Raw genomic sequence first — 12,012 nt, forward strand, 5'->3', positions numbered from 1 at the left:
CCCCTAATCAGACTATATCCCGTATCATTCTATTCAAAAAAGACTTTAAACCAGTTCTTCATTTTTCCCTTTGTTTTAGGTTTTTCATTTTTACTTCCTAATTGTGAATCGTTGCGATTTTGCTTCGGCTCTGGATGAGATTCAGTAGAAGTGACTGAAGCAGCAACTTCCTTTCCTTGAACCTTTACATTTTTATAGGCGAATTGGATAAGCCCAACCCCAGTAGTATACTGAGACTCACGCACACCTAAATAATCAGGAACAGCAATTCTAACGTTTCCTTGCAACAATTCATTAGCTAATTCTAAAACACCCGGAGTCATAACAGTACCACCTGTTAGTACATACCCACTTGGAAAATCGCGATAACCTAATCGAGTTATTTCTCGATAAATAAGTTCGAACATTTCCTCCACTCGTGGCTCTATTATGTGAGCAAGCTCAAACTGCGAACATTCTTCAGTCTCTGCTCTGCCAATAGTTGTTACTTCAAAACGCTCATCCTTTGAAGCATCATCGATATAGGCATGTCCATGCTTAGTCTTAATACGTTCTGCTTCTTCAGTAGAAATTCGTAATCCAATTGCAATATCATTTGTAATATGCTCTCCACCAATTGGAAGAACGGTTGTATTTTGTAGTGTTCCTTGTTCAAAAACAGAAATCGTGATTGAACCACCACCAATGTCAACTAAGCAAACTCCTAAACTTTTTTCATCTTTTGATATTGCAACAGAACTAGTAGCTAGTGGTTGCAAACAAATATCAGCAATTTGTAGTCCAGCACGCTCCACGCAACGAAGCAGATTATGTAAAATCGTTTTCGACCCTGTAATAATCATACCTTCCATTTCTAGTCTAACACCTATCATACCACGAGGATCATTGATTTCATCAAGACCATCGACAATAAATTGCTTTGGAATGACATCAATAATCTCACGCTCAGGTGGAATAGAAACGACCTGAGAAGCATCGATAACACGAGAAATATCCTCGTCTCCAATTTCTCTATCAGAACTTGAAACTGCAACTACTCCGTGACAAGGCTGGAGTTGAACGTGATTCCCATTCACTCCGACAATTACTTGCTTTATTGAAAGCCCCACCATCCGTTCTGCTTGTTCAACAGCTCTGCGGATGGATTGAACTGTTTCATCAATATCAACAATTGAACCTTTTTTTATTCCCTCAGAGTTTGATTTCCCAACCCCAATAATATTCATCGTTCCATTTGACATTTCACCAATGATCACTCTGACATTGGATGTACCGATGTCTAAACTTACGTAAATCTCGTTGCTGTTCAATCTATGGCACCTCCCCGTGTAATCCATCGCGTCAATATAATTCACAACTATAATCTCTCTTTTGAATTAGCGATTCTTAGAATTTCATAGACTATAGACTAATTCAACATTAGATATAGTTATCCCTTTTATAAATGGCGATTTTCTGAAATTTTTAGTGTTTTTTCATAAGATTTCATAGTTCACGTTTATCATCTACTATTTTGGTGGTTCGCTTGCCATTTAGACAGCAACATTCTGCGGATAACAGCAATGTTATTAAATAAGCGAACGCCGAAAGCAAAAATGGCTGCCAAGTATAAGTCTACACCAAGATGGACACCTAGAAAAGCCAAACCTGCCGCTAAAAGTATATTAAAGAAAAAACCAGACAAAAAGACGCTTGAATCGAATGTTTCTTGCAAATATGCACGTATACCACCAAACAACGTATCTAAAGCAGCTAGTACAGCAATTGATAAATAGTTTGAGTATTCTGCCGGAACTCGAAATTCTGTCATTAACCCTAACAAAACCCCTATAATCAACCCAACTATTGGTAACCACACGATTACCCCTCCTTCACTTCTTCCATGTAACGCACTCGACGTGTTTGATCGTATGCCGGTATCTCCACTTCGTCAACCATTTCTACGGATAGTGAGAATCCTCTTATTTCCAAATACTCTAAAGAAGCTGATACGACCATATGGTTGTGCAAGCTCTCATACTTATCAGAAAGTACTTTAACTTGAAGTGGAAGAGGCGGTAAGCGACGGTTATTTAAATACGTTATCTCATTAACATCACGAAAAGCAGATGTTGAAATAATACGTTCATTCCCTACTGCAATTTCCTCTGCGCCATAAATATTTAATTCATTAACTAAATAGCGCATTACTTCAGAAGGTGGAGACCGTTTTGATTGACCGAAAAATTGGTCATGATAGAGGGAGTCAATTGTTATAATCAACCCTTCCCCACTTAATTGTTCAAGCCCTGCATCAATACGTAACTCTTCAACTTGCTGTGTAAGTACGTCGATTAGGTCCTCTTCCCTATTTTCAACAGACCTTTCATATTGCAGTAATAATGCTTGCGCTTTATTAATTTCACTATTTAATTGTTGGCGTCGCTCCTGCTCTGCTTGTAACTCTCTTCGCAACTCACGTATATCCCTCGTATCTCGGATAACCGGCTCTTGGGTTGATTGAAATTGGATAGCTAGCATAAGTCCAATGATGAATGTCACAATTGTAAAGATGAATTTCATATTCAAGATTTCATCACCCTCTCTCTGACAAATAAGGGTCTAATGTAATCAAATTCTTCTTTTGAATCCTTACAGTTATCTCATCATTGACTAGTTGATAGTGCACACCACCAGGTAATGTAAGAGCCGATTCAAGATGATCTGGGTCTCCAATTCCAGTTATAACAAACGGGGCCGATGACGTATTACCATCAACTCTAATAACTGGTCCTGTACACTGGATATATGATTGATGCGATAATCGATAACCGTTGATGGCAACAGCCTCCGCACCTGCCACAAACAACTCATGGACAACTCGCTGGATGTGAAATTCATGTACAATATAGTCATTAGGATTGGCACCATCTGGCATGTAATCTGCATCTTCTAGTGCTATTTCGATACCTGGACCTTCTACTTCGACCTGTCCTACGATTTTCCTTAAGCGTTCAATGTCTTCTAGTAAATTTTGCGCTTTTACTTCTTGTTCTTCGTCCATTGAAGCTAGGTTATTTTCAAGATCTCTTACTTGTGCTTGGAATAACCTTAAATCCTCTTGTAATTTTCGATTTGTCGTTTGCTCCATAATAACTTGGTTTCTAAGCTCATCTTCAAGTTCCCATTGCCGCTCTATCCCTGGCAGAAGTGGTGAACTTCCTTCACTCGTTATTTCATAACTCAGTGCCAAGATAAAGCCAGTAACAAGCAAGACGAAGGATAGAATTATATGTTTACCCTTCACCTTCAAGATCTGTGTCCTCCTCCACTTCTAATTCTTCAAAATAGGGGCTCATTCTCATATGGAGAATTCCTTTTTTGTTTTGATCTAACTCCTTAACAATAGAAGGGTAGGGAGCCAGATTTTCTGAAAGGTTTCTAATTGATGTATGAACTTCAATTCCATCTGTCATATAAAGAACAATGGAAAGGGGCTCGCTTTCTGTTGGCTTATAATAAATCTCGGAAATCCGCTCAATTAACCGACTGGAAATTTCCTGCAATTCAGCTGATAGTTCTGCCAATGCCTCACCATCAGAAAAATCAATCAAGAAGGGTGCATCTGATGGGAACGCATTTTTAGGTAATTCATCTAAGTATTGGCCTGTTTCAAGTATCGGAAAATATTTATCGTCACGAGAAAGGTAACCAATTCTAGAATACTCTTCGACTATAATTCTCACGGTACTCGGAAATTGTCTGTCAATACTAACGTTACCTATTTCTTTGTGAGAAAGAATGCGGTCTATTACAGCATCTTTTTCTAAGTTCCACATGCTTGTCCCCTCATTGATATTACTTAGTTTTATAATACCAGCCTCGCTAACAAAATAATTGCCTTGAACACTTACATTCCGAACATGGCTTAATGGCGATTGAAAATAGACCATCAGTAAAAGGAGTAAGAAAAAGAAAGATAAAAAAAACAGCAAACGCCGATTAGCACGCTGCTTCCGTTGCTCTTTTAGCGATGGAATTCGTTCATTAATTGTAACAACCTTTTCCTTACTCATATTTACTCCCCCGACTACTATACCATCCTAATAAAAGGTAACCCTTCTATCAACAAAGAAAGTCTCCTTCCTCCCTAAGTAATAAGGAAGGAGGTTCCTGACGCGTTCTTAATATTTTCTTAATTGTAACATATTTACTAATGAAAATAATCTATTTTAATCGTTTTCTTTCGGACGACCGATCATTTCTACTTCCGTCTCTATATCGACGCCATATTTTGTTTTTAACGTCTTTTTTACATGACTAATCAAATCAAGTATATCTTGTGCTTTTGCATTTTCGATGTTAACAATAAAATTAGCATGCATTGTTGAAATCTGTGCACCGCCGATTTGAAAGCCTTTTAAACCAGCTTTTTCAATTAGTTGCCCCGCATAATTAGGCAGTGGATTTCGAAATACACTTCCACATGTAGGATACTTCCACGGCTGAGAATCTCGTCGGTAATCTTTATTGGCTTGCATATGCGTAATGATTTCATCCTTTTCTCCTTTTTCTAATACAAAGACCGCCTCGACACAAATACCCTTTTCATGTTGAAGGCGGGAAGTTCGATATGAAAACTCCATATCTTTTCCCTTTATCCATTCTAGGCGACCATCAGGAAATAGAACGAGGGCTTCTTTAAGAATGTTAGAAATATCTGATCCGTGAGCCCCCGCATTCATAAACACTGCCCCACCTACAGACCCTGGTATACCTCCAGCGAATTCAAGACCAGAGAGACCTTGGCGACTTATAACAGTTGCCAGTTTAATAAGAGGATATCCTCCTCCTACTCGAATGGTCTCATCTTTAACCTCAAGTTGATCCAATCCTTTTCCTAACTTGATAACAACTCCTTCAATCCCACCATCAGCAACCAATAAATTCGAGCCCCTACCTATCACCCGCCAAGGAATGTCGTATAATCTCACGAGATCCATTAATTTCTTCAGACTTTCTAATCGGTCCGGTTCAACTAACACATCTGCTGGACCGCCAATTTTCCATGTTGTATGATTAGCTAAAGGTTCATTCTCTTTTACAATACCTATCTTTTCTTGTATTACTTTTTCTATAAATGGTTTCATATTTTGTTCCCTCTTTTCATGCTACAAGAAGTTAAAACTTTCTTACTTTTACAGTATGCACACGCCTATTCATCGTGAAACGTCAACAAGAACTTGAAAGACATTTCTAGCTGCATGCGGAACACCTAATTCTAGTGCTGCACGATTCATCTCATTCCATTTTCCTTGTACGGAAAAAATTTGGTCAATATCATTAAGCAATACCTCTCCACTCATCTCTTGCTCTTTTCTCACAATGGCTGCTCCGTTTACTTTCAGTGCATTTGCATTTTTCTCTTGATGGTTATTCGTTACATATGGACTTGGAATTAATATACTCGGCAACCCGAGCGCCGTAATTTCAGCTAATGTCGTCGCTCCTGCACGCGCAACAATTAAATCAATTGCACCTAATACGTCTGGCATATTATGAATAAACGGTCTTATTATCACATTTTTTGATTGTTCAACTTCATTTACTTTTCCCATGACTGTGTCGTAGTGAACAGAACCAGTTACATAGACCACCTGGTAATTCTTTTTTGACCATTCTCCAATAACGGAAAGAAATGCATCATTTATTGGTCTAGCACCTCTGCTTCCTCCTACAATCAGAACGGTTTTCTTCGTTGCATCAAGATTAAGTGAATTTCTCCCTGCTTCTTTATCAATGTCTAATACATCTGAAGCCCTTGGATTACCTGTAAATATCACCTTTTCTTTTGGGAAAAATTCTTTCGCTTCCTCAAAACATACAGCAACACGGTCCACATACCTACTAAGAAACTTATTTGTTAAGCCTGGAACACTGTTTTGTTCATGAATCACGGTTGGTATGCTTAACTTTGCTGCTGCATAAACGACGGGTCCGCAAACGTAACCACCCGTACCGATGACAACATCAGGTTTAAAGTTTTGAATTAATTTCTTTGCACGTTTAGTTCCAGTTAGGAAACGTGTTATCGTTTTTATATTTTCAATGGATAACTTTCGCTTAAATCCTGATATATGTATTGTCTCAAATGGAATATTCTCTCTTGGGACAATATCTGCTTCGAGACCTCGTTCTGTTCCTATGTACAATATTTCTGCATTTTCATGGTTCCTTTTAATTTCTTTAATGAGTGATAAGGCCGGATAAATATGGCCTCCTGTGCCTCCTCCACTAACAACTACTCTCATCGGCTTCCTCCCAAAAATTGATTACTATCGCATTTTCAATAAAGACTTTAAATGTTTAATGCTAACAGGTTGTAAAAAATGGGAAAAACCGCTCTTTCTTAACAACCTTTACAACCATTTTATCATGAACAGAACTTGTATTATACACGAATCCTGCTAGTTTTTTCACCGTTCCACGTTCTTTTAGACTTTCACATAAAATAGACCGCTTTATGAGCATCCCACTCATAAAGCGGTCATAATAACTATTCATATTATAGAATTTCACATTTATTATTCTCTCACCTTACATAACGACTAATATTTAATAAAACACCAATCGAAACTAGCATCAACGTTAAAGATGAGCCTCCATAACTCAGCAATGGAAGCGTTATTCCTGTAACAGGCATTAACCCTGTTACTACACCAATATTTATCATAACTTGGATGGCTACCATTGAGATAATACCTACCGCTAAGAAGCTCCCAAACAAATCTGGCGCACCTAATGCAATTCTAATTCCTCTCCATAGTAAAATACCAAATAAAAAGAGTACGATGAAACCACCAATAAATCCAAGTTCTTCAGACAAAATAGCAAATATAAAATCTGTCTGTGGCTCTGGTAAGTAAAAATATTTTTGTCTACTTTCTCCAAGGCCCATTCCCATTAAACCACCAGGACCGATAGCATAAAGTGACTGGATAATCTGAAAGCCGCTTCCCAATGGATCTGACCAAGGATCTAAGAATGAAGTAATTCGTTTTATTCGGTAAGGAGCTGATGCAATTAACGCAACAAATCCAACTAAGCCAGCAACTCCTAACCAGGCAAAATGACTGAGACGAGCCCCCGCAACAAAGATCATTATGACACACGTTCCAACCATAACAGCACCTGTACCTAAGTCTGGTTGTAACATAATCATCCCAAATGCAACCATAACAAGAGATAGGGAAGGCATAAGTCCCTTTTTAAAGGAAATAATCTTCTTTTGATTTTCAGATAAATACTTCGCTAAAAAGGCAATCATTGCCATTTTCATAAATTCAGAAGGCTGAATCGAAAAGGCTCCAACTCCTAACCAACTTCTTGCACCTCCCCGAACGAGCCCTACACCTGGTATTAAGACGATGACCAACAAAATAAAGCAAACAACCAAAATAACTTTTGACCACGTTCGCCATGTCCAATAATCAACTCGCATCATAAAGAACATGGCCATAACCCCTACTCCAGCAAAAAACAATTGTCGTTTCGCAAAGAAAAAAGAATCATCAAATCTGTAGTTTGCCCATGCAGCACTTGCACTATAAACCATTATTAAGCCAATCATCAAAAGCACAATCGTCGTAAACATAAGTACATAATCTGGTGCTGTTCTCACTTTTGGCATTTCATACACCTCGTCTAACAGGAATTAAGTTATCTGGTTGATCAAAAAGGTTCTACCTTTTCATACTTTGAAAAATCCATAGTTTCTAGATTCAACTGTACAACCCCTCAACTTAAACGTATGCATGAAGTATTCAAAACATGTCCACCACTAGACTTAAAATGATAACTTAACGCAAATAAGCCAACTCCAACTAGAGAAGGCTTCTAATCGTAATTATAATATTTAATTTGTAAATATAGACTAAGTAGAGCCTTTACCAAGTAAAAAGACTCTACTCAAACTTTTATATTCCTTTTTCTTCTAGCTTTTCAACCGCTTGTATGAAACGCTCTCCTCGTTCCTCAAATGTCTTAAATTGATCCCAACTTGCACAAGCCGGTGAAAGCAAAATGATATCTCCTTGCTGGGATTGTTCGTAAGCACTCTTTACAGCATCTTCGATTGATTCAGCAAAAAGAATAGTTTCTACATTGGCTTCTTTAGCTGTTTTTGCCAACTTTGCTTTCGTTTGTCCAAATGTAATAAGCGCTTTTACATTGCTCAATGAAGACGCTAAATCGTCGAATTCATTTCCTCGATCTAATCCGCCAGCAAGCAAAATAATAGGTTGATCAAATGCTTCTAAAGCCTTTTGAGAAGCTAGAATATTCGTGGCCTTCGAATCATTGTAAATACGTCTACCATTAAACTCTTTTACAAATTGTAAACGATGCGCCACACCACTAAACGTCGTTAGAACATGATTAATTTGTTTTATGGTTGCTCCCATTATTAGGGCTGCTCCAATTGCAGCTAAGATATTTTCAAGATTATGAGCGCCAGGTAAGACAATTGAATCTACCGAGACAATTCGTTGTTGATTATAATAAATTTCCCCTTTTTGAATATACAAACCACTATCTAGCTGTTTTGTAACAGAGAAGGGTATGAGTGTTGCAGAACTAGTCTCTGCAACTAAGACAACATCTTCATTATCTGCATTAAAGACTAAGAAATCCTCTTTTGATTGATTAGCTGTTATTTTTGATTTTGCATAACGATACTCATCCTTTGTTCCATGATAATCAAGGTGTGCATCAAATAAGTTTAAGAAGATACTTACTTTTGGTTTAAAAGTTCTCGTTCCAAGCAACTGAAAACTAGACATTTCTAGAACAATAATATTTTCAGATGTCGCATTCTCTGCTACCTCACATGCTACTGTCCCAATATTTCCAGCAATTAAAGGCTCTTTCTTACTTCCAATCAACATTTCATATATAAGAGTTGTTGTCGTTGTTTTCCCGTTTGAACCGGTAATAGCGACAATTTCAGCCTCACTTAAAATTGAAGCCAGTTCGACTTCTGTTATAACTACTAGCCCTTTTTTTAATGCTTCGCTTACGATCAGATTAGAATATGGTATCCCAGGATTTTTGACAACTAAGTCAAAAGCTTCATCCAACAATTCAACAGGATGATGACCGCAAATCACCCGTATGCCAAGTTTCTCTAATTCCTTCGCCTTTTCATTCTCTTCATAAGGCTTTGAATCGTTCACAGTTACAATCGCATCAAGTTTAGAAAGAAGCTTTGCTGCCGCTTCCCCACTTTTCGCCAAACCGAGTACTAAGATTTTTTTTCCTTTAAATTGTTCTTGTGACTTCATTTACAACCACACCTCTAAATAGATTCCTAAGCAAGCGAAAATCATACCTACAAACCAAAATGTCACGACAACACGCCATTCAGACCAACCTGAAAGTTCATAATGATGGTGAAGGGGACTCATTTTGAATACCCGTTTCCCTCTCGTTTTAAATGAAATAACTTGAATAATAACCGAAAGAGTCTCGATAACAAATACCCCACCAATTAGAACAAGCAATATTTCCATTTTCGTCATTATGGCAATCGCTGCAATCGCTCCACCTAATGCTAATGATCCTGTATCACCCATAAAAACCTTAGCTGGATGTGCATTAAAAACTAAAAACCCAAGTACTGAACCGACTATCGCTGCACTAAAAATCGAAACATCGATAAAGCCTGCATGCCATGCAAGAACTGCAAAAGCACCAAAAGCGATTGCTCCTGTTCCAGCTAGTAGTCCATCTAACCCATCCGTCAAATTCACAGCATTAGATGCGCCCACTAGCATGATAATAATTAGTGGTAAGTATAACCAACCTAGATCAATCGAATAACTTGTAGCCGGAATCGTAATTTCAGTGGAAAAATCCATTTGAATTAGGCCGATATAAAATAAAATTGAAATGAGTAATTGTCCAGCTAATTTTTGTTTCGAAGTTAGTCCTAGATTCCTCTTCAAAACAACTTTTATAAAATCGTCTAAAAAACCAACTAAACCAAATCCGACTGTTACGAGTAGCAGCAGTAGAATTTCTTGACTAAAAGCTAAAAAACGAATTGATATAAATAAAGTTGTCGCCAATACGGTAAGGACAATGACAATCCCTCCCATAGTCGGCGTACCACTTTTCTTTTGATGCGATTTTGGACCTTCCTCACGAATACTTTGCCCAAATTTAAGTCTTCTTAAAAAAGGGATAAAAAGTGGAGACAGGAGGACAGCAATTAGAAATGAAAGCAGTAAGGTAAGAAGTAAAACGCGCTCTAACATCACTGATCATTCCTCCTTTCTTTTCAACGAATGACCTATTAAATTGTTTGTAATTAAAAATTAATATGTCAGACTCTGCTATTTTTATTGTTATCATTCAAGATGTTCATATATGTCACTCATAACGTGAAAAAAATATCATTTTGCTCTATTTGCTTTTTTAATTATTAATCTATTACTCTGCTCGTTCTACAATTCCTTCACGAGCTACTTCTCGATCGTCAAAATGAATGGTCTCCCCTCCAATAATTTGGTAAGTTTCATGGCCTTTTCCTGCTATTACAATTATATCGCCTTTTTCGGCCTCTTTTATCGCTTGTTTAATCGCCTGCTTTCGATCAAGAATCACTTCAAAATCCCCTTCTTTCACACCAGCAACCATTTCCTTAATAATTTGTTTCGGGTCTTCTGAGCGAGGATTATCCGAAGTGAAGATAGCACGATCTGCATACGCACTTGCAATTTGTGCCATAACTGGTCGCTTCGTGCGATCTCTATCCCCACCGCACCCAACGATGGCAAAAATCCGATTTGTTGCAAAGTCTTTTACTGTTTTCAACACATTCTCTAAACTATCTGCTGTATGTGCATAATCAACAATAACAGTAAAATCTTGACCTGCATCTACCGCTTCAAATCGACCTGAAACCCCTTTTACTTGTTCTAAGCTTTTTTTAATTTGCGTAAGACTTACATTTGAAACTAAAGAAGCTGCTGTAGCTGCAAGAGCATTATAAACACTGAACATCCCGATCAGTTGAAGAGAGATCATCTCTTTCTTTCCAAATGCATCAATGTCAAACGTTGTTCCAGAAGGAGTTATCCTAATATTTCTCGCAATAACATCCGCTTTTTCTTTTACGCCATATGTAACTACATCTACTGTTGTTAAACGGGATAATTCTAATGATGCAGGATCATCAGCATTTAATACTGCTACCTTGTCTGTAAACGTATTTCCTAGTTGAGCAAATAACAGGCCTTTTGCGTAAAGGTAAGCCTCCATTGATTCATGATAATCTAAGTGGTCTGGTGTCAAGTTCGTGAATACAGCCACATCAAAATCACAGCCCCGGACTCTCCCTAAGTGAAGTGCATGGGAAGAAACTTCCATCATCACTGTATCAACTTGCTCATCTACCATCTCCTTAAATAATTGCTGTAATGGCAATGATTCAGGCGTAGTATTTTTTGTTTCATATTGTCTAGCTCCAACTTTTGTGTACATCGTACCAATTAAACCTGTTTTTCTTTTGACATCTTGCATTATTTTTTCAATGAGATGTGTGACAGTCGTTTTGCCATTCGTTCCAGTAACACCGATAAGATGCACGTTTTCCGTTGGGTTTTCATAATAGTGACAGGCAAGCCTTGCCATTGCACGTTTTGTGTCCGATACAACTATTACTGGTACACTCGCAACGAGAGGGCGTTCAGCGACAATCGCGACCGCCCCTTTATCTACTGCCTGCTGGACAAAATCATGTCCATCTACTGTATATCCTTTAATACAAATAAATACAGTTCCTTCCTTTACTCTTCTAGAATCCATTTCCAGCGATGTAACTTCTGGATTTACATCAACCGTATTTTTTTGAAACCGTAATGGTAATAGTAACTCTTGTAGCTTCATCATTTAAGACCTCTCAATCTATCCATATCACATTATGCATTTTAAATTAGCTCTTTCTTTACAACAGTGAATATTTTTAAAACA

At 37.8% G+C, this 12,012-nt stretch carries 12 protein-coding genes; all 12 read right to left on the bottom strand.

All coding sequences use genetic code 11. The features are described 5' to 3' along the window. Positions 1 to 29: 29 nt before the first annotated feature. Positions 30 to 1,310, bottom strand: coding sequence for a cell division protein FtsA (ftsA, locus tag SLH51_RS09505; protein ID WP_335960964.1), 1,281 nt, complete (start codon positions 1,308 to 1,310; stop codon positions 30 to 32). A 191-nt stretch (positions 1,311 to 1,501) separates the two neighbouring features. Further along, the gene (locus SLH51_RS09510; protein ID WP_335960965.1) at positions 1,502 to 1,858 is read right to left on the bottom strand and encodes a small basic family protein; all 357 of its coding nucleotides are present in this window, start codon (positions 1,856 to 1,858) and stop codon (positions 1,502 to 1,504) included. 2 nt (positions 1,859 to 1,860) lie between these two features. Beyond that, on the bottom strand, positions 1,861 to 2,562 hold the full coding sequence (locus tag SLH51_RS09515) for a DUF881 domain-containing protein (protein ID WP_335961052.1): 702 nt from the start codon (positions 2,560 to 2,562) through the stop codon (positions 1,861 to 1,863). Between the two features lie 13 nt (positions 2,563 to 2,575). Continuing rightward, a complete protein-coding gene (locus tag SLH51_RS09520; RefSeq protein WP_335960967.1) occupies positions 2,576 to 3,292 on the bottom strand; it encodes a DUF881 domain-containing protein in 717 nt (238 codons plus the stop codon). Continuing rightward, positions 3,276 to 4,055, bottom strand: a complete 780-nt coding sequence (locus SLH51_RS09525; protein ID WP_335960969.1) for a cell division protein FtsQ/DivIB — start codon at positions 4,053 to 4,055, stop codon at positions 3,276 to 3,278. Before SLH51_RS09525 ends, SLH51_RS09520 begins: the two co-directional genes overlap by 17 nt. A 156-nt stretch (positions 4,056 to 4,211) precedes the next feature. After that, a complete protein-coding gene (murB, locus tag SLH51_RS09530) occupies positions 4,212 to 5,129 on the bottom strand; it encodes a UDP-N-acetylmuramate dehydrogenase (protein WP_335960970.1) in 918 nt (305 codons plus the stop codon). Positions 5,130 to 5,198: 69 nt separating this feature from the next. After that, positions 5,199 to 6,290 carry an undecaprenyldiphospho-muramoylpentapeptide beta-N-acetylglucosaminyltransferase gene (murG, locus tag SLH51_RS09535; RefSeq protein WP_335960972.1) on the bottom strand — a complete coding sequence of 364 codons (1,092 nt, stop codon included), beginning with the start codon at positions 6,288 to 6,290 and terminating at the stop codon, positions 5,199 to 5,201. 61 nt (positions 6,291 to 6,351) lie between these two features. Continuing rightward, positions 6,352 to 6,558 (bottom strand): hypothetical protein, encoded by a 207-nt coding sequence (locus SLH51_RS09540; protein ID WP_335960973.1) that lies wholly within the window; start codon positions 6,556 to 6,558, stop codon positions 6,352 to 6,354. A 13-nt stretch (positions 6,559 to 6,571) separates the two neighbouring features. Then, on the bottom strand, positions 6,572 to 7,669 hold the full coding sequence (gene spoVE / locus SLH51_RS09545; protein WP_335960974.1) for a stage V sporulation protein E: 1,098 nt from the start codon (positions 7,667 to 7,669) through the stop codon (positions 6,572 to 6,574). A gap of 286 nt (positions 7,670 to 7,955) precedes the next feature. Next, positions 7,956 to 9,320, bottom strand: a complete 1,365-nt coding sequence (murD, locus tag SLH51_RS09550) for a UDP-N-acetylmuramoyl-L-alanine--D-glutamate ligase (RefSeq protein WP_335960975.1) — start codon at positions 9,318 to 9,320, stop codon at positions 7,956 to 7,958. Further along, positions 9,321 to 10,295, bottom strand: coding sequence for a phospho-N-acetylmuramoyl-pentapeptide-transferase (gene mraY, locus SLH51_RS09555; RefSeq protein WP_335961054.1), 975 nt, complete (start codon positions 10,293 to 10,295; stop codon positions 9,321 to 9,323). A gap of 175 nt (positions 10,296 to 10,470) precedes the next feature. Further along, positions 10,471 to 11,928, bottom strand: a complete 1,458-nt coding sequence (locus tag SLH51_RS09560) for a UDP-N-acetylmuramoyl-L-alanyl-D-glutamate--2,6-diaminopimelate ligase (RefSeq protein ID WP_390184047.1) — start codon at positions 11,926 to 11,928, stop codon at positions 10,471 to 10,473. Positions 11,929 to 12,012: the final 84 nt, after the last annotated feature.

It is taken from the genome of Halalkalibacter kiskunsagensis, assembly GCF_037027555.1.
GTDB lineage: Bacteria > Bacillota > Bacilli > Bacillales > Bacillaceae_D > Halalkalibacter > Halalkalibacter kiskunsagensis.

Bases quoted from the DNA above. Each gene is read 5' to 3' on its own strand.
- SLH51_RS09515 (WP_335961052.1), bottom strand. From the start codon at position 2,562: ATGAAATTCATCTTTACAATTGTGACATTCATCATTGGACTTATGCTA.
- SLH51_RS09525 (WP_335960969.1), bottom strand. From the start codon at position 4,055: ATGAGTAAGGAAAAGGTTGTTACAATTAATGAACGAATTCCATCGCTA.
- murB (WP_335960970.1), bottom strand. From the start codon at position 5,129: ATGAAACCATTTATAGAAAAAGTAATACAAGAAAAGATAGGTATTGTA.
- murG (WP_335960972.1), bottom strand. From the start codon at position 6,290: ATGAGAGTAGTTGTTAGTGGAGGAGGCACAGGAGGCCATATTTATCCG.
- spoVE (WP_335960974.1), bottom strand. From the start codon at position 7,669: ATGCCAAAAGTGAGAACAGCACCAGATTATGTACTTATGTTTACGACG.
- murD (WP_335960975.1), bottom strand. From the start codon at position 9,320: ATGAAGTCACAAGAACAATTTAAAGGAAAAAAAATCTTAGTACTCGGT.
- mraY (WP_335961054.1), bottom strand. From the start codon at position 10,295: ATGTTAGAGCGCGTTTTACTTCTTACCTTACTGCTTTCATTTCTAATT.
- SLH51_RS09560 (WP_390184047.1), bottom strand. From the start codon at position 11,928: ATGAAGCTACAAGAGTTACTATTACCATTACGGTTTCAAAAAAATACG.